This window comes from Microbacterium sp. JZ70 (assembly GCF_053903225.1).
Map to the genome: position 1 here is coordinate 2,677,042 of NZ_CP096405.1, position 24,389 is coordinate 2,701,430.

The following is a 24,389-nucleotide window of genomic DNA, read 5'->3' on the forward strand; positions in this document are numbered from 1 at the left end:
CCAGCGCTAGCCGACGCGCGCCGCCGTGCGCCTTTGAGTCTCCTGCCAGCGGGCCGCGAGCTCCTCGGCGGTGTACACGCGGTCGCCCCGCAGGACGAGGTCGTCGGCGACGTAGTACAGCGCCACGTCGATCTCCTCCAGGGGCACTCCGTGCCGCCGGTGGTAGGCGAGCCGGTAGAGCGCGAGCTGCAGCATCCGCTCGTCGCGCTCGGCCGCCGTCTGCGGGGCTCGTCCGGTCTTCCAGTCGACGATCTCGATCCGCCCCCCGCGATCCTCCCGGCGGTAGACCGCGTCGAGCTTGCAGATCACGATGTGCTGCGGCGCGGTGCCGAGGGCGGGAAGGGGGAAGTCGATCTCCGTCTCGACCTCGAGGGGGCGCAGCGACGCCCACTCGCTGCGCAGGAACGTCTCCCGGAGTCGCTCGAGCGCCGCCTCGTCCTCGGCGGACACCTCGGTGCCCACCGCGTCGTGATCGCTCCACAGCTCCTCGTCGCTCTCCCAGAGGGCGTCGTCGACGGACGATCCGGCGCCGGCCGCACCGGAGCGCGCCTCGACCCACTGATGGAACAGCGTCCCGATGCGGGTCTGCTGGTACGGCCGCTCGGGCATGGGCCGCGCGATCTGCGACACCGTCCCCGAGAAATCGGACACGTAGTCCTTGAACCGCGACGCCGGCACGCGCGTGGGCACGCCGAACCGGCGCCCGCGCTCCCGCTCGGCGCGCTCGGCCAGCAGCAGGGCGAGCTCGTCCGAGGGCTCGGCGCTCGTCGCCGCGGCCACGGCCGCCGCGGCCGCCGCGACCCGTCCCCTCCGCGAGCCGAGCGGATCCATGGGCCAGGTCCTGGTCATCGACGCGCCCTCGTACGGGTTGTCGTCCGGATCGACGTCGCCGATCGGGTCGAGGCCCTGCTCGTCGATGATCTCGAGCAGGTAGTCGCTCGGCGTCCGCGGCGTCTTCTGACCCGCCCAGTGCGAGCCGGTCAGCAGCAGGTCGCCGCGTGCGCGCGTGATCGCCACGTACGCCAGGCGCCGCTCCTCCTCGCGCTGATAGTCTCCGTTGGCTCTCTTGAACGCGGTGATCGCCGTCGCGAGCGCCTTCTCGGCGGCCCTGAACCGCTTGGCGGGGTCGTCGCCCGCTGACTCCATCGCGGCCTGAGGATCCCAGGCGAGCTGCGGAAGCGCCGTCCGGTCGCCGCGCAGGGCGAACGGCAGCACGCCGAAGCCGAGCCATCCGGAGGCGTCGGTCACGCGGCTGGGCAGCTCGTCCTTCACGAGGCGCACGACGGCCACCGCGTCCCACTCGAGACCCTTCGAGCCGTGGATCGTCAGCAGCTGCACGACCCCGGGCTCTGGCGGCTCCGGCCGCGGCACGAGCTCGTCCGTGCGCTCGGCCTTGTCGAGCCAGGCGAGAAGGCTCCCGATCGTGCCCCGCTCGTCGGCGGAGAGGAACGCGCGCACCTCGTCGCCGAAGGCGCGCAGCTGGGTGGCCGCGACGCGCGCCGGTCCGCGCGACTCGTTCGCGGCGAGCTCGATGTCGAGACGCAGCTCGAGCTCGATGAGGCGGATGAGCTCGGGGATCGGCTGGCCCGCGGCGCGACGGAGTCGCTCGAGCATCTCCCCGGCCGCGCGGAGCCGCGCGCGCCCTTCGGGGCTGATGCCCTCGAGCAGGCGGTAGTCGTCGCGGGCCGTGCGGATGAACTCGACCGCGTCGACGATCGACACCGCCTCGTCGGCCCCGCGCGACGCCCGAAGCCGATCGCGGACGTCGTCCGGCAGCGGATTCAGCGAGCCGTCCCGCTGCGCGAGCGCGGTCGCGAGGTCGTGGAGCGCCGCCATGTCGGCGACGCCGACCGCGAAGCGCGGGCCGACGAGCAGCCGGATGAGCGGGGAGCCCGATGTCGGGTCGTGGATGACCCGCAGCACCGAGACGACGTCGGTGACCTCCGGTGTGGACAGCAGTCCGCCGAGCCCGAGGATGCGGTGCGGGATGCCGCGACGGCCCAGCGCGGACGCGAACGTCTGCATGTGCCGCTTGGACCGGAAGAGGATGGCCCCCGTGTGCGGGCGATCTGCTCCCGACGCGGCGTGCTCGGCGCGCACCGCGTCGAACCAGGCGGCCACCTCGTCGGCCTCGTCGTCGACGGTCTGGGCGAACCGCACGCCGACGCGGCCCTCACCGGCACCGGGCCGCGCCTCGAGCGCCGGCACCGCGAACGCCCTTGCGCCCTGCAGCGGGCGGAGCACGCGGTTCGCGGCGTCGAGGATGCGACGGTCGTTGCGCCAGCTCGTCATGAGGCTGTACGACGTGGCCGCGCTCTCGCGCGCGAACGCGCGCGCGAACGCGTACAGGTTGTCCGCGCTCGCGCCGCGCCATCCGTAGATCGACTGGTGCGGGTCGCCGACGGCCATCACCGCGGTGTCGCGGAAGAGCTCGGCGAGGAACCGGGTCTGGATGACCGAGGTGTCCTGGTACTCGTCGAGGAGGACGACGCGGTACTGCTCGCGCAGCTGCGCGCGCACGTCGGGGGCTCCCTCGACGATGTCGTACGCACCGCCCACCTGGTCGGCGAAGTCCAGCACGCCTCGGCGCGTCTTCTCGGCCATGTACGCCCTGACGAGCTGCACGAGCACGGGCATGGCGTGCAGATGCCGCCACGCCTTCTCGATGTCGCGGTCCTTCGCGTCGTCGACGTACGGCGCGATCGCCGCCTCCTCCGCCGCGCACATGCGCTCGAGCTCGTCGAGATCGACCCGGTGGTCGAGCACGTCGGCGGCGAGGCGCTGCACGGCGTCGATGAGCGTCGAGAGCGCCTTGTCGATGTCCTCGAGGCCGCCGATGTCGGCACGCAGCACGACCGCCCGCGCGATGAGCCACGACGCCGACTGGCTGAGCATCGCGGCGTCGGGATCGCGGCCGATGCGCGCGGCGTGCTCGCGGACGATGGAGTCGGCGAACGCGTTGTACGTCGCGACCCGGGGCCGGATCATGAGGTCGTCCGCCGTGCGGGGCGCGGACGGATCCCAGCCGGTGGCGAAGCGCGCCGCGAGCTCGTCGAGCACCTGCCGCCGGATCGTCTCGCGCTGGCGCGGCGCGACGGCCGTCTCGACGCGCGCGAGCGCTCCCTCGGCGACGATGCGCGGCAGGTGCGGCAGCAGCCCCCTGCGGCCGAACTCGTCGATCACGGCCAGGCGCGCCGCGATCCGCTCCGCCAGCTCGCCGGCCGCCTTCCGCGTGAAGGTGAGCCCGAGGATCTCGTCGCGGCGCACGTGGCCGTTCGCGACGAGCCAGACCACGCGCGCGGCCATCGTCTCGGTCTTGCCGCTGCCCGCGCCTGCGACGACGAGCGCCGGCGTCTGCGGCGCCTCGATGACCCGCTGCTGGGCCGGCGTCGGCGTCGGCTGTCCGAGCGCCGCCGCGATGTCGGTCGCGCTGATGCCGTGCCCGCCCGGCCATCCGCCGGCCCGGCGGGTGTCGTCGGCGTGCAGGGTCTCGACGCCCATCGTCATGAGCTCACCGCCTCGATCGTGTGGATGCGGCACGGATGCACGCGCTGCTGGGTATCGGCGCAGTGCGCCTCGACCTGGGCGGTGAAGCTCGCGGCCGACATGCCGCGCGCCGCCTCGGCGACCCGGCGGAGGAACGCCGCGCGCGTCTCGGGTCCCAGTGCGTGCTGATGCGCGACCCGGTAGTCACTCTTCGCGAGCGTCTGGGACACGATCACGAGCCGAGCTCCGCCGAGGGCGTCCGCAGGGGCGCCGTCGACGAGCCCCTCCTGCACCGCGATCTGGTAGGCCGCGAGCTGCGCGTGCTCCACGACAGCCGAGTCCGACGGCTTCTCGCTCTTGCCGGTCTTGAGATCGACCACGACGACGCTGCGCTCGGACGCGGCCTGGCGCATGGGCTCCCAGCCTCGGGCGCGCGCCGGGGCATGCTCGCCCGCTCCGGGCGGGTAGGACTCCACACGGTCGATGACGCCGCTCACGACCGCGCGATGCGGCGCCGCGATGTCCTCGCCCACGTGCACGGCGGGCGCGTCGTCCGCCGCGCGCGGCGACGTCTCGACCGCGAAGCGGAACGGGGCCTCGGACGCGATGACGTCTCCCCCGTCCGCGCGCACCCCGCGCAGGTAGGCGTGGAGGCGGTCCACGTAGAGGTCGGCACGGCGCCGCTCCTTCGCCGCAATCCAGGGGGTCTCGAAGTCGAGCTCGGGCCAGTGCTCCTCGACGACGGCGCGCAGCACGGCGAGGTCGCCGTCGGGCGCGCGCTCCATCGCCTCGTGCAGGATCGTCCCGATGCCCGCCGACGGGGGCGCGACGGTGTCGCCGCCGAGGGCCGCGATCACCCAGCCGAGACCGCACTCCTCGAACGCCTCGACGCGCGAGGGCGAGACCCGCGCGGGGCCGGCCGCGAGATCGCGCAGCGGCGCATCCGTCGAGGGGGCGAGCATGCCGTACCACTCGTGCGGGTCGGCGCCCGGGACGCCGGCTTCCGCGAGCACCCTGAGCTGCCCGGCCGCCGCCGCGCGGGCGGCCTCGTCGGCATCGTCGGTGAGCGTCCGCCGATGCCGGGCGACGAGACCCCTCAGCGTGAGCGGGTGCTCCGCGCGCTCGCCGTCGTCGTCGCGCGGCGGAGGGAGGAAGGAGAACAGCGCGCTCGGCCCCGTATCGTCGTCGTCGACGGCGGTCATGAGCAGACGACGCCGGGCGCGCGAGATCGCGCGGACGAACAGGCGCAGCTCGTCGTGCAGTGCCGCGCGCCGCCGGTCGAGCACCCCGAGCGCATCCGCGCGGGCGCGCCCGGCGCGGTGCGCCTCGACCGCCTCCGCCAGCCGCCACGTGTCGAGGAGCCCGCCGCGCAGCCGCACGTTCGGCCACACCCCGTCCTGGACGCCCGCCACCACGACCGCGTCGAACTCTGCGCCGAGCGCGTTCGCCGGCGTGAGCAGGGTGACGGCGTCGTCGCGCTCGGGGGCCGAGAGGGTGTCCTCCGGGACGTCGCTGTCGAGGATCTCGCGGATGAAGGGCAGCGGCCCCTCCTGCGGGTTGCGCTCGATCGCCCGCTTGGCCGCGTCGAACAGCGCGACGAGGCCGTCGAGCGCGCGCCCCGCCTCCGCCGCGAGAGGGCCCTGTCCGAGCGCGACGTCGCGCCACGCGCGGTCGAGCCGGCGTCCGTCGCCCGTGCGCGCGCGGTCCCACACGGTCCACAGGAGCTCGTGCACGGTCGCGCCGCGCGCGCCCTCGTCGTGCACGATCGAGAGCGTGCGCGCGAAGCGGGCGGCGGTGCGCCCCTCCGGGGTGTCGAGGAGGTCGAGCAGCACGGGCTGCGCGAGTGCCTCCCGCAGGAGAACGCGCGCCGGCCGACTGCCCCCCTCCGAGAGCTCGGCGTGACGCAGACGCGCGCGCAGCCGACGCAGCCCCACGCCGTCGAGACCGCCGAACGGCGAGCGCAGCGCCTCGAGCAGCTTGTCATCATCGCGGTCCTGCGCCTCCTGCAGGCCGAGGCGGACGATCTCGACGATGTCGCGGACGACCGCCTCGGCGCCGAGCGGGCGCTGCACCCCGGCCGCGCGCGTGGGCACCTCGCGCGCCGCGAGCTCGGCCTCGAGCGACGTGATCTGCCGCGTGTCATGCGCGATGACGGCCATCCGCTCCCACGGCACGCCCTCGACGAGGTGCCACTCCCGCAGCGCACGCGCGATGCGGTCGGCCTCCTCGTACGGCGACGCCGCATGGCAGGTCTCCACCGTCCCGCCGGACGGCTCCTCGGGGCCGGGCGGCCTGCGGTGGTCGATCACGCCGGCCGCCCCGATGGCCTGGGTCACGCTGCGCGCGAGCCGCGTCAGCGCCGTCGTGCCCCGATGCGCCTCGTCGAGGACGTGACGCGGGCCCAGCGACGCCGCGAGGCGCGCGAACAGCTCGGGCGTCGCGCCGCGGAACGCCCCGGAGCCGATATCGGGATCGCCGAACGCGAGCACCGCTGCGCCCTGCGCGTGCAGGGCCTCGACGAGGGCGACGCCGCCGCGCGTGAGCTCCTGCGCGTCGTCGACCAGGACGACCCGCAGGCGCTCGAGCCCGGGCACGCGCGCGCCGTCGCGCACGGCGGCCGCGGCCTCCGCGTACAGCTCCGAGACGTCGCGATGCGGAGAGCGCATGCGATCGAGGACAGCCCGGTAGTCGCGGAGGAACCCGGCCACCGCCGTCCACGCATCGACGCCGAGCCGCGCCAGCTCGGCGGGCGTCGTCCCGAGTTCGGTCATCTCGGCGATGAACGCGCGCAGCTCCGAGCGGAACCCCTTCGTCGCGCGCACGGGCGCGCCGAGATGCGCGGGCCACCGCGATGCTCCGTCGCGCTCGTCCTCCTCGTCGCCGAGCAGGATGTCGGCGATGATGCGGTCCTGGTCGGCGCCGGTGAGGAGCTTGGGCGGCTCCCCGCCCCGCCGCACGGCGTCGGCTCTGACGACCTGGTACGCGAACGATCCCACCGAGCGCGCGAGCGGCCCGGGGCTCGCGACGTCGACGCGGAGCCCGAGCTCGTCCCGCAGACGCGTCGCCGACGCGCGCGTGGGCGTCAGGACGACGAGCTCGTCCGGCGCGACGCCGGCCGCGACGAGGGCGGCGACCCTGCCGACGAGCACCGCCGTCTTGCCGGTGCCGGGCGCCCCGACGACCGTGCCCGATGCGCCGTGGGGCAGCTCCACGACAGCGCGCTGCGCGTCATCCCATCCCGTGCTCGGCATGGACTCCACGGTACCCAGCGCCGCCGACATCCCCGGTCGGAGGCGCGGGCGTTCGCCCTGAGCGTTCGCGCGGCCGGGCGCATCCCGCCGTGCCGTAGGCTTTCGATGCAACGAACCGCAGACGAAAGGCAGTCACCGTGGAGATCCGAATCGGCATCACGAATTCCGGCCGCGAGCTGACCTTCGAGACGACCGAGAGCGCGGACGCCGTGAAGTCGGCCGTCGCCGCGGCCCTCGACGAGGGCGCGAGCCACCTCTCCTTCACCGACGTCAAGGGCAACTCGTACTTCGTCCCGTCGGCGAACCTCGCGTTCGTGGAGATCGGCACCGGCGAGACGCGTCGCGTCGGCTTCGTCGGCTGAGCCCGGGCGGGACGGCCGTGTACATCCTGCTCGCGATCATCGCCGCCGCGGCGATCGGCGTCGCGGCGCACTACGCGCTCCCGCACCGGGAGCTGCGCGGCGTCGCGCTGGTCCCGGCGGTGGGAACGGCCGTCGCCGCCGCTCTCTACGCGATCCTGACCTGGGCCGGGCCCGGCGAGGCCAGCCCCTGGCTGTGGATCGCCGTGCTCGCGGCCGGGGCGGTCGCCGCCGTCGCGACGGCGCTCGCATCCACGCGCATCCGCGCCCGGTCCGACGCGGCGGCTGCCGCGGCAGCCGGGATCCGCTGACCGCGCGCCGCGGCACTCCCGCTCAGGCCGCGAGGCCCAGCGCGTCCATGCGCCGCGCGTGCGCGGCCATGAGCGCGGTGAAGACGGGCTCGACGACCTTCTCGACGTCCTCGCCCCCGCGGGCCTGCGCGTCGGCCATCCCGCCCCGCAGCGCACTCCGGGCCACGAGCAGCGTGTCGCCGACGAGGCGGCGCGCCCACATCGACAGCAGAGCCCGCCACTCGTCGTCGCTCTCGATCGTGCGCACGAGGAGCTCGGCGATCTGCTGGCGGTCGTGGTCGGCGCGGAGCACCTTCGCGACCCTGCGCCCGCGCTCGCCGTAGCTCGAGGCGAGCGCGAGGTAGAAGTCGTCGAGCATGCCGGCGGTGATGTGCACGGTCAGCATGGTCTCGCGAGGCCGGGCCCCGAGCGTCTCGCGCCGGAAGGCGTCGAGAGGCTCCTGGAACGGCGCCATGAGCGCGGTGGGGTCGTCGCCGCCCTCTCGGATGATGTCGACGAGGCCGAGGTGCTTGCGCAGCGCCGCGCCCGCGGCCAGCGAGAGCGCCTCCTTCTCGTGCAGATCGGGCGTCGCCCGGATGAGCCGCGTGAGCGTCTCGAAGTAGCCGAGCTGGAGGTAGGCCGCCTGGCCGAGGAACGTGCGCACATCGGGCGCCAGCTCCTGGAAGTCGACGCGCACCGCGTCGGAGAGCTCTCCGCGCGGTCGCAGGCGGAGGATCCGCGCGGGCGTGGGCCGCTTCCAGAACTGCCAGTTCACCACGCCGAAAGCCTACGTCCTGCTCCCCTGCCCCGCCGCCATCCTCGCCTCCACGCGCCGCGGAGCCGCTGGCGCTAAGGTGGAGACGGCCCCGACGACGGCTCGGGGCACCGCGCCTGTGGCTGAGAAGGGCGTGGACGCATCCAGCGGCGCGGCCCCGTCCGGCATCCGCCGACCGGCCCGCCGAGACAGGCACACAACTCCATGACGTCATTCGCCGAACTCGGCATCGACCAGGACATCGTCGACGCGCTGGCCGCCAAGGGCATCGTCGACACCTTCCCCATCCAGGAGCAGACGATCCCCCTGTCCCTCCCGGGTCAGGACGTGATCGGCCAGGCCAAGACGGGAACGGGCAAGACCTTCGGCTTCGGGATCCCCGTCGTCCAGCGGCTGGGCCTCGACCCCGAGCCCGGAGTCAAGGCCCTCATCGTCGTGCCGACGCGCGAGCTCGCCGTGCAGGTCTACGAGGACATGGACCTGCTCACGTCCGGCCGCTCCACGAACGTCGTCGCGATCTACGGCGGAAAGGCCTACGAGGGCCAGATCGAGCAGCTCAAGGCGGGCGCGCAGATCGTCGTCGGCACGCCGGGCCGCCTCATCGACCTCGCGGGGCAGCGCCTGCTCGACCTCTCGCACGCGACCGAGGTCGTGCTCGACGAGGCCGACAAGATGCTCGACCTCGGCTTCCTCCCCGACATCGAGAAGATCTTCCAGCGCGTGCCGGCCAAGCGCCACACGCAGCTCTTCAGCGCGACGATGCCGGGCCCGATCATCGCGCTCGCGCGCCGCTTCATGGTGAACCCCATCCACATCCGCGCGACCGACCCCGACGAGGGCCTCACGCAGGCCAACATCCGCCACATCGTCTACCGCGCGCACGCGCTGGACAAGGTCGAGATCGTCGCGCGCATCCTGCAGGCCGAAGGGCGCGGCAAGACCGTCATCTTCACCCGCACGAAGCGCGCGGCGCAGAAGCTCGTCGACGAGCTGAACGACCGCGGCTTCAACGCCGCGGCCGTCCACGGCGACATGGGGCAGGAGCAGCGCGAGCGCTCGATGGCCTCGTTCAAGACGGGCAAGAAGGACGTGCTCATCGCGACGGATGTCGCCGCGCGCGGCATCGACGTCGACGACGTCACGCACGTGATCAACCACACGATCCCCGAGGACGAGAAGGCCTATCTCCACCGCGTGGGGCGCACAGGCCGCGCCGGCCGCACGGGCATCGCTGTGACGTTCGTCGACTGGGACGACCTGCACAAGTGGGCGCTCATCAACCGGGCACTCGACTTCGGGCAGCCCGAGCCCACCGAGACGTACTCGTCGAGCCCGCACCTCTACACGGACCTCGACATCCCCGCCGGCACGAAGGGCCGCCTGACGAAGGCGCCCGCCACGGGCGCCGTCCGCACCGCCAAGGCCGACGGCGAGGGCGCATCGCGCCCGCGTCGCCGCCGGCGCGCCGAGGGCGACGCACCGCGCGAGGGCGCGGCGCACGAGGCCGGCGAGGGTCGCGGCACGCACGACGGAGCCGGCAAGGAGCATCACGACGGCAAGCCCGCTCCTGCGCGCCGCCGTCGCCGACGCCGCGCGTCAGGTCAGCCGCAGCAGGGAGCCTGAGCGCTCAGGCCCGCACAGGACGGGAGCCGACGCCGGCCGCGATGATCCGCTCGACCATCGCGGCCGGCGTCGTGTTCTCGCCAGGGAGGTTGGGCTTGCCGAGCCCGTGGTAGTCGCTCGAGCCCGTCGCGATGAGGTCGCGCTCGGCCACGAGCCGCTGGAGCACCTCCCTGCCGTCGGCGGTGTTCTCGCGGTGGTCCACCTCGAAGCCGGCGAGCCCGGCGTCGACGAGATCGTGCAGCGTGCGCAGGGGGATCATCCCCGACCGCCCGGATGTCGCGGGGTGCGCGATCACGGGGACGCCGCCGGCCGCGCGCACGATCTCGATCGCGCGGAACGTGTCGGGCGCGTAGTGCGGAACGTAGTAGCCCTCGCGCGGGTGGAGGATGCCGTCGAAGGCCTCTCCGCGGTCGGCCACGATCCCCCGGGCGACGAGCGCGTCGGCGATGTGCGGGCGCCCGACCGTCGCGCCCGTCTGGGTCTGCGCGACGACGTCGTCCCAGACGAGGTCGTAGTCGCGCGAGATGTTCGCGACGATCCGCTCGGCACGGCCCATGCGATCGCCGCGCACCTCCTCCATCTGCGCCCGCAGCGCCGGGTCGTCGGGATCGAAGAGGTAGGCGAGCAGGTGCACGCTGCGCCAGTCGAGGCGCGTGGAGAGCTCGGCTCCCGGCAGGAACGTCATCCCGAGCGACACCGCCGCGTCGGCCGCCTCGGCCCACCCCGCCGTCGTGTCGTGGTCGGTCAGCGCGAGAGTGCGCACGCCGTGCGCGTGCGCCGAGCGGACGACCTCGGCGGGCGGCTCCGTCCCATCCGATCGGTTCGAGTGGAGGTGCAGGTCGGCCGGCTCCTCCACGCGGCGCGCACCCGAGACATCCATGGACCTCATCGTACGGCGTGCACGGAGGTCGCTCTCGGCCCCCACGGCGCGTGCTCGCGACGCTTTCCCAGCGGGTGCGCCTAGGGTCGGATCCGTGCTGCGCTTGCTCGGGATCCTCGTGACCGTGCTGTTCGCGATCGCGACGGCCGTCCTCACGTGGCCCGGCTTCTTCCGCCTCGAGCAGACCTTCCCGATCGCTCAGCTCGCCGCCCTCCGGGGGCTCGTCGTCGTCGCTCTCGCGATCATCACGATCCTCTTCCTGCTCGTCGCCTTCATCCGCCCGATGCGCGGTTTCGCGCTCTCGATGGCGCTCGTCTCAGCCATCGGCGCGATCTCGGGCGGCGTCGTCCTCGGCATGCGCGGCTACGGCACGGACGCCCTCCCCGCGGCGACCGACACGAGCGTGCGCGTGATGACCTGGAACACGGCGGGCAACGCCATGGGCGCCGACGAGATCGCGGAGACCGCCGTTGCCATGGGCGTCGACATCGTGGCGCTCCCCGAGACCGCGGACTTCGTCGGCGAGGAGGTCGCCGTCGCGATGCGCGACCTCGGCAGCCCCATGTGGGTGCATCACGTCGCGCTGCGGCCCGACGTCGAGGACGGGCCGCAGGCGTGGCAGACCACGCTGCTCATCTCGCCCGAGCTCGGCGACTACTCCGTGATCGAGGCGTCGAGCGACCTCACGAGCAACACCGAGGTCGTGCCGAGCGTCGTCGCGATGCCCGTCGACGGCCAGGGCCCGATCGTCGTCGCCGTGCACGCCGTGTCTCCGCAGCCGGAGTACATGGACGAGTGGGCCGACGACCTGCGCTGGGTCTCTGACCAGTGCGTCGACGGCAACGTCATCCTCGCGGGCGACTTCAACGCCACGATCGACCACATGGCCTCGCTCGGGGTCGACGGCGCCGACCTGGGCTACTGCTCAGACGCCGCGGCGACCACCGGGAACGGCGCGGTGGGCACGTGGCCGACCGACATCCCGGCCCTCCTGTCCGCGCCGATCGACCACGTCATGCACTCGGCGTCCTGGAAGGCGACCGGCTCCCTCGTGCTCACGAACCTCGACGACGCCGGCAGCGATCACCGGCCGCTCGTCGTGCAGCTCGAGCCCGCCGGCTGACTCACTGCGCTGACGGGCGCCTCCGGGCGCGCGCCGAGCGCAGGGCGTGCACGGCGAGGCGCCAGCCGACGAGGAAGACGAGCAGCACGATCGCCGTCACGACGACGAACGGGATCGCCGCGCCGCCGCCTGTGATCACGCGCAGCGCGAGGCCGCCGAGCGCCGTCGTCGCCCACAGCGGGAGGCCCTTCCGCATGGGAGCAGAGGGATCCGTCCAGACGCGCAGCGCGAGCCATCCGGCGAGGAGCGCGACCGCGAACGGCCACGCGACGCGCACGAGGCCGGCGGGGTCCACGGCGCCCTCGTGGCTGGCCAGCCCGAGCGCCGCGAACACGATCACGAGCACGATGTCGGCGGCGAGGGCGGCAGGGGCGGAGGAGGACGTCGAGCGGGCCATGGTCATCCACCCTACGGGCCTCCTCCGCCGAGCCGCGGTGAGAGACTGGTGCCATGACCACCGGCGAGACGAACACCCAGGCAGAGGCCCAGAAGGCCGCCGACTCCAACACCAACCGTCGCCAGCCCTACCCCCAGGGCTTCCTCGACGTGATCTCGAGCGGATGGGCCGAGCGCCCCGAGCCCCTGCCGGAGCCGCGCGCCCAGGCGCCGTTCGCGGCGCGACGGCGCGACGCCGTCTCGGCCGCGTTCCCCGGGAAGCGCCTCGTCATCCCCGCCGGCTCGTTCAAGCAGCGCAGCAACGACACCGACTACCCGTTCCGTGCGCACTCGGCCTTCGCGCACCTCACGGGCTGGGCGGTGGACGCCGTGCCCGACTCCGTGCTCGTGTTCGAGCCGGCGGGCGACGGCCACGACGTCACGCTCTACCTCCGCGATCGTGCCACGCGGGAGACGCCCGAGTTCTACCGGGACGCGACGATCGGCGAGTTCTGGGTGGGTCCGCGCCCCTCGCTCGCGCAGGTGTCCGCCGACCTCGGCATCCGCACCGCCCACGTCGACGCGTTCGCGCGCTCCGACGAGGACCTCGTGCTCGAGGAGGACGAGGAGCTCACGCGCTTCGTCTCCGAGCTGCGCCTCGTGAAGGACGCGTACGAGATCGATCAGATGCGACTCGCGGTCGAGGTGACGGCCGCGGGATTCGACGACATCGTCCGGGAGCTGCCCCGCATCGTCGAGCACCCGCGCGGGGAGCGCGTGGTCGAGGGCGTCTTCCACCAGCGCGCCCGCAGCGACGGCAACTGGGAGGGCTACGACACCATCGCGGCGTCGGGCCCGCACGCCTGCTACCTGCACTGGACGCGCAACGACGGCGCGGTCGTCCCGGGAGATCTCATCCTCATCGACGCGGGGGTCGAGGTCGACAGCCTCTACACCGCCGACATCACGCGCACTCTGCCCGTGAGCGGGACGTTCACCGACATCCAGCGGAAGATCTACGAGGCCGTGCGCGAGGCGGCCGACGCGGCGTTCGCGGCCGCGCGCCCCGGCGTGCGCTTCCGCGCCGTGCACGAGGCCGCGATGGAGGTCATCGCCGCGCGCACGGCCGAGTGGGGGCTGCTGCCGGTGTCGGCGGAGGAGGCGCTCGACGCCGACCGCGGCGGCCAGCAGCGCCGCTACATGGTGCACGGCACGAGCCACCACCTGGGCATCGACGTGCACGACTGCGCGCACGCGCGCCGCGAGATGTACTACGACGGAGAGCTCGCACCGGGCATGGTGTTCACGATCGAGCCCGGGCTCTACTTCCAGATCGACGACCTCACGGTGCCGGAGGAGTACCGCGGGATCGGCGTGCGGATCGAGGACGACATCCTCATGACCGAGGACGGCCCGGTCAACCTCTCGGCGGGCATCCCCCGCACCGCCGACGAGGTCGAGGCCTGGATCGCGCGTCTGCGCGGCTGAGCCGAGCGGTCAGCCGCGCGAGCGCTGCCGGATGAACCGCACGACGGGGTCGGCGAGCGATGCGCCGATCTCGTCGGCGGGCCGCCGCCGGCCCTTGACCTCGAAGGCGTGGGTGCCGCCCGCGATCCACTCCACGGCCGCGTCCTGACAGGAGGCGACGGCGTCGTCGAACTGCGCGCGGGGCTGGATGAACGGGTCGTTCTCGCCCTCGACGAACAGCTGCGGCGGTGCGACAGCGGGCAGATGCTCCGCGCGCGGCTTCTCGGGCCTGCCCGGCGGGTGGAGCGGGTACGCGAGGTACACGAGCCCCGCGACGTCGAACGCGCCCTCCGCGGCCGCCATCGACGCCATCCGCCCGCCGTACGACTTGCCGCAGGCCCACAGGGGCGCGGGCAGGCTCGCCGCGGCGAAGCCCGCCACGGCGCGCCACGCGGCGATCGCGTGGGCGGCGGGCCCTGGCATCCGCCGACCCGCGACGATGTACGGGAAGTCGAACCGCACGGTGGCGATGCCGGCGTCGCGGACCGCGGCGGCGAATCCGACGAGGAACGGATGGTCCTTGCCCGCTCCGGCGCCGTGCGCGATCGCGAGCGTCGCCCAGGCTCCGTCGAGGGCGCCGACGGCGGCGGGCAGCTCGACGGCCCCCGCGGGCAGCTCGACGCGGATGGCGGCGGCGCGCTCCTCGGTCACGCGCGCTCGTCGGGATGCGCGGGCCGGTCCGGCTCCGCGCTCTGCGGCTCGGAGGACGCCGCATCAGCCGGCGGCGCCGGCTCGGCGGAGGCCGGCGCGGGCGACGCGGCGTCGGCGGATGCCGGCGCGACCGGCGCGCCCGTGCGCGGGTCGATGCGGACGCCGAACCGCGGCGGCTCCGTGAGCGAGACCGGGTCGATCCGCTCGGTCCGCGTCGGCGCGGTGCCGAGCACCTGGCGCGCCTTCGCGACGCTCGCGCGCTCGACCGCGACCTCGTAGTGGTCGGCGGTCACCTGCATGACGCTCGCGAAGTCGCGGCGGCGGCGCACGATCATGTAGTTGACGAGGCCGAAGACCATGCCCATCGCGACGCCGAGCAGGAGCATGCCGACGAACGCGCCCATCGGGAGGGCCGGCGTCCAGATGACGACCATCGCCCCGAGGAGCAGGCCGAGGAGCACGCCGTTGAGGGCGCCGGCCCACGCGGCCTGCGCCCAGCCGAGTCGACCCGTGACCTTCTCGATCGAGCGCAGCGCCGTGCCGACGATCGCGATGTCGCGCGCCGGGACCTCCGCGGCGATCAGCTTCGACACCGCCTTCAGCGCGCCGTCGTAGTCGCGGAAGCTCGCGACCGTCTCGCCGACCTCGGGGGCTCGGCCCCGCCCGCTCCACATGCTCATGTCGGCATTCTCCCATGCGGCCGCGCGCCTCAGCCTGTGCCCTGGCGATGCGCCGCCTGTGAGGGCGCGGCTCCCCTGAACATCGCGTGACGCCCGCGTCGCGGGAGGAGCGCGCGCATTACGCTGGGTGGGTGAGTACGCAGAGGGTTTTCGTGGCGCGCCTGGCCGGCTGCCCCGTGTTCGACCCCACGGGCGACCGTCTCGGCAGGGTCCGCGACGTCGTCGTCGTGTACCGAAGTACCGCGGCCCCGCGCGTCATCGGCCTCGTCTGCGAGATCCCGGGCCGTCGCCACGTGTTCGTCGCGATCGGACGCATCACCTCGATCGCCCAGGGCCAGGTCATCACGACCGGTCTCATCAACGTGCGCCGCTTCCAGCCCCGCGCCGACGAGGTGCGCGTCATGGCCGAGCTCGTCGGGCGCCGCGTCGACTTCAAGGACGGCTCCGGGTCGGCCGTGATCGAGGACGTCGCGATCGAGCCGAACCGCATCGGCGAGTGGGCCGTCGGGCAGCTGTTCCTCCGCAAGCCGAAGACGAGCGCCTCCCCCTTCGCGAAGGGGCCGACGACGTTCGCGACCTGGAGCCAGGTGCGCGAGCACCGCGCTCCGGGCGAGGCGCAGTCGGCCGAGCACCTCGCCGCGAGCTACGCCGAGCTGCGCGCGGCCGACCTCGCGAACACGCTCCTCGACCTCCCGGAGGAGCGGATGATCCAGGTCGCCGGCGAGCTCTCCGACGACCGCCTCGCCGACGCCCTCGAGGAGATGCCCGAAGAGGACCAGGTCCACATCCTCGAGCGCCTGGGCGACGAGCGAGCGGCGGACGTCCTCGACGCGATGGATCCCGACGACGCCGCCGACCTCCTCGCCGAGCTCGCGCCGCAGCGCAGCGAGGAGCTCCTCGACCTCATGGAGCCCGAGGAGGCCGAGGACGTCCGCATGCTCCTCCGCTACGGCGCCGACACGGCGGGCGGCCTGATGACCACCGAGCCGATCATCCTCCCCGCCGACGCGACGATCGCGGAGGCGCTCGCGCTCATCCGCCGGCACGAGCTGCATCCCGCCCTCGCCGCGAGCGTGTACGTGACGCTGCCGCCCTACGAGACGCCCACGGGCCGCTTCCTCGGCGCCGTGCACTTCCAGCGCATGCTGCGCTACCCGCCCCACGAGCGGATCGGCGCGATCATCGACGAGACCATCGAGCCGGTCCCCGTGACGGGCTCGGCCTCGGAGGTGGCGCGCCGGCTCGCGAGCTACGACCTCGTCGCCCTGCCCGTGACCGACGCGGCGCACCGTCTCGTCGGCGCCGTGACGATCGACGACGTGCTCGACTACCTGCTCCCCGAGGACTGGCGCTCGCAGGACGCGGATGAGGAGATCCCGCGCGATCCCACGACGGGCGCGATCCGGACGGTGCGCGGATGATGGCCCGCGCCTCGGAGCTGCGCGGTCGGCGGCCGCGGATGGACACCGCGGGCGGGGCGCGCGATCGCGACCGGTTCGGGCGCGCGACCGAGTGGATCGCGCGTGCCATGGGGACGCCGTGGTTCCTCATCGGGCTCACGCTGTTCTGCGTCGCGTGGATGGCATGGAACTCGCTCATGCCCGAGCAGTGGCGCTTCGACTCCGCCGCCCTCGGGTTCACGGCGCTCACCCTCATGCTGTCGCTGCAGGCCTCGTACGCGGCCCCGCTCATCCTCCTCGCGCAGAACCGCCAGGACGACCGCGACCGCGTCGCGATGGAGCAGGACCGCCAGCGCGCCGAGCGAAACCTCGCCGACACCGAGTACCTCGCACGCGAGATCGTCGCACTCCGGATGGCGCTGACCGAGGTCGAGGAGCGGATCGTCTCCCGCGACGCCCTGCGCGAGGAGCTGCGGGCCCTGCTCGAGCGCCTCGACGAGCGCGACGCCGAGCGCGGCGGCGAGCGCGGCGGCGAGCCGCGAGCGACGGCGGGCGACGCATGACCGGCCTGCCCGCCGAGGTCGTCGACGCGGTCCGCTCGGCCGTCGGCGCCGTCAGCGACCCCGAGCTGCGGCGGCCGCTCGCCGACCTCGACATGGTGCGCGACGTGCGTGCCGACGGCGATGCCGTGCGCGTCGAGATCGACCTCACGATCGTCGGATGCCCCGCGGCCGACCGCATCGAGCGCGACGTGCGGCGGGCGGCCGAGAGCGCAGCGCAGGGCGCCGCCATCGTGCTCGAGATCGGCGTGATGTCGCCCGCCCAGCGCAAGGCCCTCACGGAGCGCCTGCGCGGCGGAGCGGCCCGCGTCATGCCGTTCGGCCCCGACTCGCTCACGCGCGTGATCGCCGTGACGAGCGGCAAGGGCGGCGTCGGCAAGTCGACCGTCACGGCCAACCTCGCGGTGGCTCTCGCCGCCCGAGGGCTCAAGGTCGGCCTGATCGATGCCGACGTGCACGGCTTCTCGATCCCCGCGCTCCTGGGGCTCGTCGAGGGCGGCGTCGCGCCGTCCCCCACCCAGGTGGGCGACCTCATCCTGCCGCCCGTCGCGCACGGCGTGAAGGCGATCTCGATCGGGATGTTCCTGCGCAGCGGCGAGGAGGTCGTCGCGTGGCGGGGGCCCATGCTCCACCGCACGGTGCAGCAGTTCCTCACCGACGTGTTCTTCGGCGACCTCGACGTCCTCCTCATCGACATGCCGCCCGGCACGGGCGACATCGCGATCTCGGTGGGCCAGCTGCTCCCCCACGCCGACGTCCTCGTCGTGACGACGCCGCAGGCCGCGGCCTCCGACGTCGCCGTGCGCAGCGGCCTCGTCGCACGGCAGACCGGGCAGCGGGTCATCGGCGTGATCGAGAACATGGCCGCCCTGACCCTGCCCGACGGAACGTCGCTCGCGCTCTTCGGCGAAGGCGGCGGCGCCGCGGTGGCCGCGGCGCTGTCGGCAGATGGGCACGAGGTGCCGCTGCTCGCGTCGGTGCCGCTCAGCCCCGCCCTGCGCGCGGGCGGCGATGCCGGCGACCCGGTCGTGGTGTCGCACCCCGAGGATCCCGCGGCGCACGCGATCGCAGCGGTCGCTGCCCGCCTCGCGACCGAGCCGCGCCGCCTCGCGGGGCGGAAGCTGCCGGTCTCGCTGGCCTGACGCGGGTCAGGTCGCCTCGGAGTCGAACGGGGGCGGCGTCTCCGCCGTGAAGGTGCGGCGCGCGAGCGGCGTCGTCCGCGGCTGCCGGACGGGCGCCTGCGGAGCCGACGACGCGGATGGTGCGGGTGACGCCGGCGCGACGGGCGCGTCCTCGAGGAGGGCCTCGCGGATGATCCGGCGCGGGTCGTACTGCCGCGGGTCGAGCTTGCGCCAGTCGACGTCGTCGAGCTCGTCGCCCATCTCCTCCTTCATGCGCGTGCGCGCCCCCTGCACCCACTCGCGGGTGCGGCGCGTGAACTGCGCGAGGGTCTCGGCGTAGCGCGGAAGGCGCTCGGGCCCGATGATGAGCGCCGCGATGACGCCGATCAGCATCACCTTCTCGATCGTCAGGCCGAAGAACATGATCTCAGGGTACCGGGCCTCGTCGTGCGGTCCCGGCACGGGCGGCGGCTTAGGCTGGAGAGATCGTCAGGAGGAACCCATGAGCGAACTGGACGCCGTCGCGCGCTTCGCCCGAGAGACCGTCGTCGAACCCGATCACATCGCTCGCGCCCGTCAGCACGCCCTCGAGCTCGGCGCCGCTCCGATCAGTCCCTCGATCGGAGCGCAGTGCGCCGTCATCGCGGCCGCGACGGGCGCCCGGTCGATCATCGAGATCGGCACCGGGGCCGGCGTGTCCGCCCTGTGGCTCCTGCACGGCGCCCCGCACGCGACCCTGACCACGATCGACAGCGAGCCCGAGCACCTCTCCGCCGCGCGCACCGCCTTCCAGAGCGCGCGGCTCCCCGTCGCCCGCACGCGCCTCATCACGGGGCGGGCGGCCGATGTCCTGCCCCGTATGAACGATGCGGCATACGACATCGTCCTCATCGACGCCGACGCGAAGGGCGTCATCGACTACGTCGAGCACGGCCTGCGCCTCGCCCGACCGGGCGGGACCGTGCTCGTGCCGCGCGTGCTCCACGGCGGCAGGGTCGCCGACCCCGTGCAGCGCGACGAGATCACGCGCACGTACCGCACGCTCCTCCAGGAGACGCAGGCGTCGAACGCCGTGATCGCCGCCCTCTCGACCGTGAACGAGGGCCTCCTGCAGCTGCACGTCTCACCTCGCCTCTGACGCGTCCGCACATGAGAAGAGCGGATGGCCGGAGTCGTTACCGACTCCGACCATCCGCTCTGTGACGGTCGTGATCGCTAGGCGTTCACGACGTCGCCCAGGACGCCGTACAGCTCCCGAGCCTCCTCGTCATTGACGGAGACGACCAGGCGCCCGCCCCCCTCGAGCGGCACGCGCACGATGATGAGGCGCCCCTCCTTCACGGCCTCCATGGGTCCGTCTCCGGTTCTCGGCTTCATCGCTGCCATCGCGGCATCCTTTCCGTTGTGGTCAGATGTCCAGTTTATCGGTCGACTGCACGCCCACCGACACGCGAGACGCGCGATGTCGCGCGCAGATCGCGTCACGGGATGAGCCAGAAGGTGTTCCCGAGGCCGTACATGCCGTGGATCCAGGCCCACTGCCCCGCGAGGCAGAGCGCGAGGGAGGCGAACCGGTACCCGCGGCCGCGCGGAACCGCCAGCGCCGCGCAGGCGAGCGGTGCAAGCGGCAGGAGCAGGCGGAAGACGCTCGACTGCGGGAAGAACACCGCGAGGAGGTAGACGAGGTAGCTGAGCGCCCACAGCTGCAGCTCGCCGCCCGCGCGGCGCGCCTGCGGCGCGAGCAGGATGGCCGCGACGGCGCCCACGACGAGGACGACGAGCAGGGCGTAGCCGGCCCAGGCCGGGATCCCCCAGATGCCCGCCCACACGGCCGCGGCCTGCGGCCACCCCTCGAACGGGATGAACCCGCCGGAGTCCCCCGTCCACGACCGTCGCCACGCGAGCTCGGTCGCGAGGTACGCGCCCGGGTCGCCCGTCACGACGCCCGCGATGTGCTGCCAGGAGAAGCCGACCGCGGTCGCGATCGCCCCCAGGGCGATGATGTGCACGACCTCCCAGCGCGTCGGTCCCCCGAGCGTGCGCCGCCGCTCGGGCGCGAGTCGCCAGAGGCCGTAGAGGCCGAGGAACAGCGCGAAGGCGAGGACGCCGGGGCGCGTGAACCCCATCAGCGGCACGAGCAGGTACAGGCCGCGCCACTGCCGCCGGACGACGCACAGCAGCGAGGCGATGAGGAGCAGGAGGAACAGCGACTCGGCGTAGCCGACCTGGAACAGCGCGGCGAGCGGGCCGGAGGCGAGCAGGACGACGCCCCACATCGCCTGATCCTCGTCGAGGCGCTCCCTGAGGAGCGTGTGGAGCGCGACGCACGCGCCGTATCCCGCGGCGAGCGAGACGAGGAGGGCGCCCACCCACCAGGCTCCCGCCCCGAAGACGTTGCCGGCCAGGCGCGCGAGGTGGGCGTAGACCGGCATGAACGCCCACGCGTTCTGCGCGACCTCACCGGTCTCGGTGAGCGGCAGCTCCGCCGGGTAGCCGCTCACGGCGACCGTCCAGTACCACTGGGCGTCCCATCCGAGGATGTAGTCGACGAGCGTCGGGTCGGGCCCGTGCCGCGAGGAGGACGGCGACTGCTGCGCCGTCAGCAGCATGAGCGCCGTCGTCACGAGCCGCGCCGCGAGATAGACCGCGGCCACCCGCGCGGGTGCGGGCCATGCGCGCCAGCCTGCCGCGGGGGCGGTTTCGGTCACCCCGCCGTGAGCCATGCGCGCAGGCTCCGCTCGCAGCTCTCGATCTGGGCGACCGCGACGCGCTCCTCGTCGTGGTGCGCGAGGCTCGGGTCGCCCGGCCCGTAGTTGACCGCAGGAACCCCGAGCGCCGAGAAGCGAGCCACGTCGGTCCATCCGTACTTCGGCTGCGGGACCGCGCCCACCGCCCGCACGAAGTCCTGGGCGATCGGCGAGTCGAGCCCGGGGCGCGCGCCCTGCGCGAGGTCGGTCACCTCGACCTCGAAGCCGTCGAAGACCTCGCGCACGTGATCGGCGGCCTCGGCGGCGGATCGGCTCGGCGCGAACCGGAAGTTGACCTCGACCTCGCACAGGTCGGGGATGACGTTGCCCGCGACTCCGCCCGAGACCCGCACCGCGTTCAGGCCCTCGCGGTAGGCGAGGCCGTCGACGACGATCTCCTGGGGCTCGTACGCCGCGAGGCGGGCGAGCACGGGCGCCGCGGCGTGGATCGCGTTGACACCCATCCACGCGCGTGCGGAGTGCGAGCGCCGGCCGTGCGTGCGGACGACTGCCCGGAGCGTCCCGTTGCAGCCGCCCTCCACCTGCCCGTTGGACGGCTCTCCGAGGATCGCGAAGTCGCCCTCGAAGAGATCGGGCCGAGTCGCGGCGAGGCGCGTGAGCCCGCTGCGCGACGCCTCCACCTCCTCGTGGTCGTACCAGATCCACGTGATGTCGACGACCGGGTCCGACAGCTCGGCGGCGAGCTTCAGCTGCACCGCCGTGCCCGCCTTCATGTCCACCGTTCCCCGCCCCCAGATGAAGGGCTCGCCGTCGATCTCGATGTCGCGCGTGGGGAGGTTGCCGTTGAGCGGGACCGTGTCGATGTGGCCCGCGATCACGACGCGCTGCGCGCGCCCGAGCGCCGTGCGCGCGACGATCGTGTCGCCGTCGCGATGCACCTCGAGGTGCGGGAGCGGGCGGATGGCGGCCTCGATCGCGTCGGCGAGCATGCGCTCGTCGTCGGAGACGCTCGGGATGTCGCAGATCGCGCGGGTGATGTCGGCGGCGGACAGGGACAGGTCGAGCGTCGGCATGCCGTCGAGTCTATCGAGCGCGTCCGCGCGGCCCTCCGTCCGGGGAGGCCGGTCCCGCTCGCCCGATAGCCTGGTGTGCATGAGCGATGAACGAAAGGTCTGGGGCGTCGGCCTCGCGACCACCGCCGGCGATGGCACGGTTCTGGACACCTGGTACGGCGAGCTGGGCACGGGCGCGGCCGACGAGGCCGCGGTCGCGACCGCCCTCGAGCGCGTGGCCGCCTCGGCGGGCCCCGACGAGCGCCGCAACGTGACCGTCGACGCCGTGCGCGTCGAGATCGACCTCGACGAGGCGCCCGCGTCCACATCGGACGCGTACCTCCGCCTGCACGCCCTCTCTCACCGCCTCGTGAAGCCCAACGAGCTGAACCTCGACGGGATCTTCGCGCACCTCCCGAACGTCGCATGGACGACCGCAGGCCCCATGCATCCGGACGACCTCACCCGGCTGCGTCCCGCGCTCCAGCGCGCGGCCATCCAGGTGCAGTCCCTCGACAAGTTCCCGCGTCTGACCGACTACGTCCTCCCGCCCGGCGTGCGCATCGCGGACACCTCGCGCGTGCGCCTCGGCGCGCACCTGTCGCCGGGGACGACGGTGATGCACGAGGGATTCGTGAACTTCAACGCCGGCACGCTCGGCGCCTCGATGGTGGAGGGCCGCATCTCCCAGGGTGTCGTGGTCGGCGACGGCAGCGACGTCGGCGGCGGCTCCTCGATCATGGGGACGCTGTCGGGCGGAGGCACGCACCGCGTGTCGATCGGCCGGCGCACGCTGCTCGGCGCGAACGCCGGCATCGGCATCTCGCTCGGCGACGACTGCGTCGTCGAGGCGGGCCTCTACGTCACGGCGGGCACGAAGGTGCTGCTCGTCGACGAGCCGCCCGCCGCCGACGGCACGCCCCGTGTCGTGAAGGCCGCGACGCTGCACGGAGCCGACGGCATCCTCTTCCTCCGGAACTCGACGACCGGGGCGATCGAGGCCCGACGTCGCAAGGGCGTCGGCGTGACGCTCAACGAGGCCCTGCACGCCTGAGCGGGGCCTCGCCGGAACGCGAAGAGGGCCGGACGTCGCACGACGTCCGGCCCTCTTCGCGTTCCGCTACGCGGTCGGGTACTGCCGCTCGGGCGAGCCCGTGAAGAGCTGCTGGGGGCGGCCGATCTTCGTCTTCGGGTCGAGCGTGAGCTCGCGCCAGTGGGCGAGCCAGCCCGGCAGTCGCCCGATCGCGAACAGCACCGTGAACATCCGCGTCGGGAAGCCCATCGCCTTGTAGATGACGCCGGTGTAGAAGTCGACGTTCGGGTAGAGGCGGCGCTCCTTGAAGTAGTCGTCGTTGAGGGCGATCTCCTCGAGCTCCTTCGCGAGGTCGAGGAGCGGATCGGTCACGCCCAGCGCCGTGAGGACCTCGTCCGCCGACTCCTTGACGAGCTTCGCGCGCGGGTCGTAGTTCTTGTAGACGCGGTGACCGAAGCCCATGAGCTTCACGCCGTCTTCCTTGTTCTTGACGCGCTCGACGAAGCGCTGCACGCTCTGACCGGAGTCGCGGATCTGCGCGAGCATCTTGAGCACGGCCTCGTTCGCGCCGCCGTGGAGCGGCCCCGAGAGGGCGTGGATGCCGGCCGACACCGACGCGAACTGGTCGGCGCCCGTCGAGCCGACCAGGCGCACGGTCGACGTCGACGCGTTCTGCTCGTGGTCCTCGTGCAGGATGAGCAGGCGCTCGAGAGCCCGCGACATGACCGGGTTCACCTCGTACGGCTCGCTCATGACGCCGAAGTTCAGACGGAGGAAGTTGTCGACGAAGCTCAGCGAGTTGTCCGGGTACAGGAACGCCTGCCCGATCGACTTCTTGTGCGCGTAGGCCGCGATGACGGGGAGCTTCGCGAGCAGGCGGATGATGTTGAGCTCGACGTGCTCGGGGTTCGCCGGGTCGGACTGGTGCTCGTAGTAGGTCGAGAGGGCCGAGACCGCCGACGAGAGGACGGCCATCGGGTGGGCGCCGTCGGGCAGCGCCGAGAAGAAGCGCTTGAGGTCCTCGTGGAGGAGCGTGTGACGGCGGATGCGGTCGTCGAAGTCGGCCAGCTCGGACGCCGACGGCAGCTCGCCGTAGATGAGCAGCCAGGCCACCTCGAGGAAGCTCGAGTTCTTCGCGATCTGCTCGATCGGGTAGCCCCGGTAGCGCAGGATCCCCTGGTCTCCGTCGATGTACGTGATGGCAGACGCGGTCGAGGCGGTGTTGACGAACCCGTAGTCGAGGGTCGTGTGTCCCGTCTGACGCATGAGCGTCGAGATGTCGATGCTCGGGAGTCCGGACCTGCCCTGCAGGACCGGGAACTCCGCCGTCTTGTCACCGATCGTGAGGGTGGCCTTGTCGGCCGGGATTCCCGCGTCGCTCACAGCGCCTCCTGGCGGATCGTCTTCGCGACTTCTTCGGTCGCCTTGGATCTCGGTCGGCCGCCGGTCAGGCGGCACGGCACATGCTCGGTCGAGTGCGCGAGCCCTGTGCTTC

At 73.2% G+C, this 24,389-nt stretch carries 22 protein-coding genes; 10 read left to right on the forward strand and 12 right to left on the reverse strand.

The genetic code is table 11. The features are described from left to right. Nucleotides 1-6: 6 nt before the first annotated feature. Both M1D46_RS12400 and M1D46_RS12405 read right to left on the reverse strand, forming a co-directional pair. Nucleotides 7-3,501 carry a UvrD-helicase domain-containing protein gene (locus tag M1D46_RS12400; protein WP_456287167.1) on the reverse strand — a complete coding sequence of 1,165 codons (3,495 nt, stop codon included), beginning with the start codon at nucleotides 3,499-3,501 and terminating at the stop codon, nucleotides 7-9. Between the two features lie 2 nt (nucleotides 3,502-3,503). Continuing rightward, complete coding sequence (locus M1D46_RS12405) at nucleotides 3,504-6,737, reverse strand: ATP-dependent helicase (RefSeq protein ID WP_456285677.1); 3,234 nt, start codon at nucleotides 6,735-6,737, stop codon at nucleotides 3,504-3,506. A gap of 137 nt (nucleotides 6,738-6,874) precedes the next feature. On the opposite strand from M1D46_RS12405, the gene M1D46_RS12410 reads away from it, so the two are divergent. Continuing rightward, nucleotides 6,875-7,099 (forward strand): DUF3107 domain-containing protein, encoded by a 225-nt coding sequence (locus M1D46_RS12410; RefSeq protein WP_271172138.1) that lies wholly within the window; start codon nucleotides 6,875-6,877, stop codon nucleotides 7,097-7,099. A gap of 17 nt (nucleotides 7,100-7,116) precedes the next feature. Beyond that, nucleotides 7,117-7,407, forward strand: coding sequence for a hypothetical protein (locus M1D46_RS12415; RefSeq protein ID WP_271172139.1), 291 nt, complete (start codon nucleotides 7,117-7,119; stop codon nucleotides 7,405-7,407). A 22-nt stretch (nucleotides 7,408-7,429) separates the two neighbouring features. Here the strand turns inward: M1D46_RS12415 and M1D46_RS12420 are convergent, their stop codons facing one another. After that, complete coding sequence (locus tag M1D46_RS12420; protein ID WP_271172140.1) at nucleotides 7,430-8,164, reverse strand: ferritin-like fold-containing protein; 735 nt, start codon at nucleotides 8,162-8,164, stop codon at nucleotides 7,430-7,432. A gap of 201 nt (nucleotides 8,165-8,365) precedes the next feature. Between M1D46_RS12420 and M1D46_RS12425 the strand changes: the two genes are divergently transcribed. Next, complete coding sequence (locus tag M1D46_RS12425; RefSeq protein WP_324014503.1) at nucleotides 8,366-9,784, forward strand: DEAD/DEAH box helicase; 1,419 nt, start codon at nucleotides 8,366-8,368, stop codon at nucleotides 9,782-9,784. 4 nt (nucleotides 9,785-9,788) lie between these two features. Here M1D46_RS12425 and M1D46_RS12430 read toward each other — a convergent pair whose 3' ends face one another. Continuing rightward, nucleotides 9,789-10,664 (reverse strand): PHP domain-containing protein, encoded by an 876-nt coding sequence (locus M1D46_RS12430; RefSeq protein WP_324014501.1) that lies wholly within the window; start codon nucleotides 10,662-10,664, stop codon nucleotides 9,789-9,791. A gap of 94 nt (nucleotides 10,665-10,758) precedes the next feature. Here M1D46_RS12430 and M1D46_RS12435 point away from each other — a divergent pair, with 94 nt between their 5' ends. Further along, entirely contained in the window at nucleotides 10,759-11,787 is a 1,029-nt protein-coding gene (locus M1D46_RS12435) for an endonuclease/exonuclease/phosphatase family protein (RefSeq protein WP_271172143.1), read from the forward strand. A 1-nt stretch (nucleotide 11,788) separates the two neighbouring features. On the opposite strand, the gene M1D46_RS12440 is transcribed toward M1D46_RS12435, so the two are convergent. Beyond that, nucleotides 11,789-12,184 carry a DUF3054 domain-containing protein gene (locus M1D46_RS12440; protein ID WP_456285678.1) on the reverse strand — a complete coding sequence of 132 codons (396 nt, stop codon included), beginning with the start codon at nucleotides 12,182-12,184 and terminating at the stop codon, nucleotides 11,789-11,791. A 53-nt stretch (nucleotides 12,185-12,237) separates the two neighbouring features. On the opposite strand from M1D46_RS12440, the gene M1D46_RS12445 reads away from it, so the two are divergent. Further along, on the forward strand, nucleotides 12,238-13,650 hold the full coding sequence (locus M1D46_RS12445) for an aminopeptidase P family protein (RefSeq protein ID WP_456285679.1): 1,413 nt from the start codon (nucleotides 12,238-12,240) through the stop codon (nucleotides 13,648-13,650). A gap of 9 nt (nucleotides 13,651-13,659) precedes the next feature. Here M1D46_RS12445 and M1D46_RS12450 read toward each other — a convergent pair whose 3' ends face one another. After that, nucleotides 13,660-14,340 carry an alpha/beta hydrolase family protein gene (locus M1D46_RS12450; protein WP_456285680.1) on the reverse strand — a complete coding sequence of 227 codons (681 nt, stop codon included), beginning with the start codon at nucleotides 14,338-14,340 and terminating at the stop codon, nucleotides 13,660-13,662. Continuing rightward, nucleotides 14,337-15,020 carry a general stress protein gene (locus M1D46_RS12455; RefSeq protein WP_456285681.1) on the reverse strand — a complete coding sequence of 228 codons (684 nt, stop codon included), beginning with the start codon at nucleotides 15,018-15,020 and terminating at the stop codon, nucleotides 14,337-14,339. The genes M1D46_RS12450 and M1D46_RS12455 overlap by 4 nt, the downstream gene beginning before the upstream one ends. A 131-nt stretch (nucleotides 15,021-15,151) precedes the next feature. Between M1D46_RS12455 and M1D46_RS12460 the strand changes: the two genes are divergently transcribed. Genes M1D46_RS12460 through M1D46_RS12470 form a run of 3 tightly spaced genes read left to right on the forward strand, consistent with a single transcriptional unit; the run spans nucleotide 15,152 to nucleotide 18,122 of the window. After that, nucleotides 15,152-16,441 (forward strand): magnesium transporter, encoded by a 1,290-nt coding sequence (locus M1D46_RS12460; RefSeq protein WP_271172148.1) that lies wholly within the window; start codon nucleotides 15,152-15,154, stop codon nucleotides 16,439-16,441. Then, entirely contained in the window at nucleotides 16,441-16,983 is a 543-nt protein-coding gene (locus tag M1D46_RS12465) for a DUF1003 domain-containing protein (protein WP_374727773.1), read from the forward strand. Before M1D46_RS12460 ends, M1D46_RS12465 begins: the two co-directional genes overlap by 1 nt. After that, nucleotides 16,980-18,122 carry an Mrp/NBP35 family ATP-binding protein gene (locus M1D46_RS12470; RefSeq protein ID WP_324014495.1) on the forward strand — a complete coding sequence of 381 codons (1,143 nt, stop codon included), beginning with the start codon at nucleotides 16,980-16,982 and terminating at the stop codon, nucleotides 18,120-18,122. The genes M1D46_RS12465 and M1D46_RS12470 overlap by 4 nt, the downstream gene beginning before the upstream one ends. A 6-nt stretch (nucleotides 18,123-18,128) precedes the next feature. Here the strand turns inward: M1D46_RS12470 and M1D46_RS12475 are convergent, their stop codons facing one another. Further along, nucleotides 18,129-18,524: a Sec-independent protein translocase family protein gene (locus M1D46_RS12475; RefSeq protein ID WP_271172150.1), complete on the reverse strand. Its 396-nt coding sequence runs from the start codon at nucleotides 18,522-18,524 to the stop codon at nucleotides 18,129-18,131. A gap of 79 nt (nucleotides 18,525-18,603) precedes the next feature. Between M1D46_RS12475 and M1D46_RS12480 the strand changes: the two genes are divergently transcribed. Further along, on the forward strand, nucleotides 18,604-19,239 hold the full coding sequence (locus M1D46_RS12480) for an O-methyltransferase (RefSeq protein WP_324014492.1): 636 nt from the start codon (nucleotides 18,604-18,606) through the stop codon (nucleotides 19,237-19,239). 77 nt (nucleotides 19,240-19,316) lie between these two features. Here M1D46_RS12480 and M1D46_RS12485 read toward each other — a convergent pair whose 3' ends face one another. The 3 genes from M1D46_RS12485 to dapE form a co-directional block, all read right to left on the reverse strand. After that, nucleotides 19,317-19,487 (reverse strand): DUF3117 domain-containing protein, encoded by a 171-nt coding sequence (locus M1D46_RS12485; protein WP_156240919.1) that lies wholly within the window; start codon nucleotides 19,485-19,487, stop codon nucleotides 19,317-19,319. A gap of 95 nt (nucleotides 19,488-19,582) precedes the next feature. Continuing rightward, nucleotides 19,583-20,809, reverse strand: coding sequence for a hypothetical protein (locus tag M1D46_RS12490; protein ID WP_456285682.1), 1,227 nt, complete (start codon nucleotides 20,807-20,809; stop codon nucleotides 19,583-19,585). Continuing rightward, nucleotides 20,806-21,882 (reverse strand): succinyl-diaminopimelate desuccinylase, encoded by a 1,077-nt coding sequence (gene dapE / locus M1D46_RS12495; RefSeq protein ID WP_282978035.1) that lies wholly within the window; start codon nucleotides 21,880-21,882, stop codon nucleotides 20,806-20,808. Before dapE ends, M1D46_RS12490 begins: the two co-directional genes overlap by 4 nt. A 79-nt stretch (nucleotides 21,883-21,961) precedes the next feature. On the opposite strand from dapE, the gene dapD reads away from it, so the two are divergent. Beyond that, the gene (gene dapD / locus M1D46_RS12500) at nucleotides 21,962-22,915 is read left to right on the forward strand and encodes a 2,3,4,5-tetrahydropyridine-2,6-dicarboxylate N-succinyltransferase (RefSeq protein ID WP_421074510.1); all 954 of its coding nucleotides are present in this window, start codon (nucleotides 21,962-21,964) and stop codon (nucleotides 22,913-22,915) included. A gap of 66 nt (nucleotides 22,916-22,981) precedes the next feature. On the opposite strand, the gene M1D46_RS12505 is transcribed toward dapD, so the two are convergent. After that, the gene (locus M1D46_RS12505) at nucleotides 22,982-24,277 is read right to left on the reverse strand and encodes a citrate synthase (protein WP_271172155.1); all 1,296 of its coding nucleotides are present in this window, start codon (nucleotides 24,275-24,277) and stop codon (nucleotides 22,982-22,984) included. Nucleotides 24,278-24,389: the final 112 nt, after the last annotated feature.

Excerpts from the sequence above, each read along its gene's own strand:
- M1D46_RS12405 (WP_456285677.1), bottom strand. The coding sequence starts at position 6,737 with ATGCCGAGCACGGGATGGGATGACGCGCAGCGCGCTGTCGTGGAGCTG.
- M1D46_RS12455 (WP_456285681.1), bottom strand. The coding sequence starts at position 15,020 with ATGAGCATGTGGAGCGGGCGGGGCCGAGCCCCCGAGGTCGGCGAGACG.
- M1D46_RS12470 (WP_324014495.1), top strand. The coding sequence starts at position 16,980 with ATGACCGGCCTGCCCGCCGAGGTCGTCGACGCGGTCCGCTCGGCCGTC.
- M1D46_RS12425 (WP_324014503.1), top strand. The coding sequence starts at position 8,366 with ATGACGTCATTCGCCGAACTCGGCATCGACCAGGACATCGTCGACGCG.
- M1D46_RS12400 (WP_456287167.1), bottom strand. The coding sequence starts at position 3,501 with ATGGGCGTCGAGACCCTGCACGCCGACGACACCCGCCGGGCCGGCGGA.
- M1D46_RS12475 (WP_271172150.1), bottom strand. The coding sequence starts at position 18,524 with ATGTTCTTCGGCCTGACGATCGAGAAGGTGATGCTGATCGGCGTCATC.
- M1D46_RS12485 (WP_156240919.1), bottom strand. The coding sequence starts at position 19,487 with ATGGCAGCGATGAAGCCGAGAACCGGAGACGGACCCATGGAGGCCGTG.
- M1D46_RS12440 (WP_456285678.1), bottom strand. The coding sequence starts at position 12,184 with ATGGCCCGCTCGACGTCCTCCTCCGCCCCTGCCGCCCTCGCCGCCGAC.
- M1D46_RS12445 (WP_456285679.1), top strand. The coding sequence starts at position 12,238 with ATGACCACCGGCGAGACGAACACCCAGGCAGAGGCCCAGAAGGCCGCC.
- M1D46_RS12480 (WP_324014492.1), top strand. The coding sequence starts at position 18,604 with ATGAGCGAACTGGACGCCGTCGCGCGCTTCGCCCGAGAGACCGTCGTC.
- dapD (WP_421074510.1), top strand. The coding sequence starts at position 21,962 with ATGAGCGATGAACGAAAGGTCTGGGGCGTCGGCCTCGCGACCACCGCC.
- dapE (WP_282978035.1), bottom strand. The coding sequence starts at position 21,882 with ATGCCGACGCTCGACCTGTCCCTGTCCGCCGCCGACATCACCCGCGCG.
- M1D46_RS12430 (WP_324014501.1), bottom strand. The coding sequence starts at position 10,664 with ATGGATGTCTCGGGTGCGCGCCGCGTGGAGGAGCCGGCCGACCTGCAC.
- M1D46_RS12465 (WP_374727773.1), top strand. The coding sequence starts at position 16,441 with ATGGCCCGCGCCTCGGAGCTGCGCGGTCGGCGGCCGCGGATGGACACC.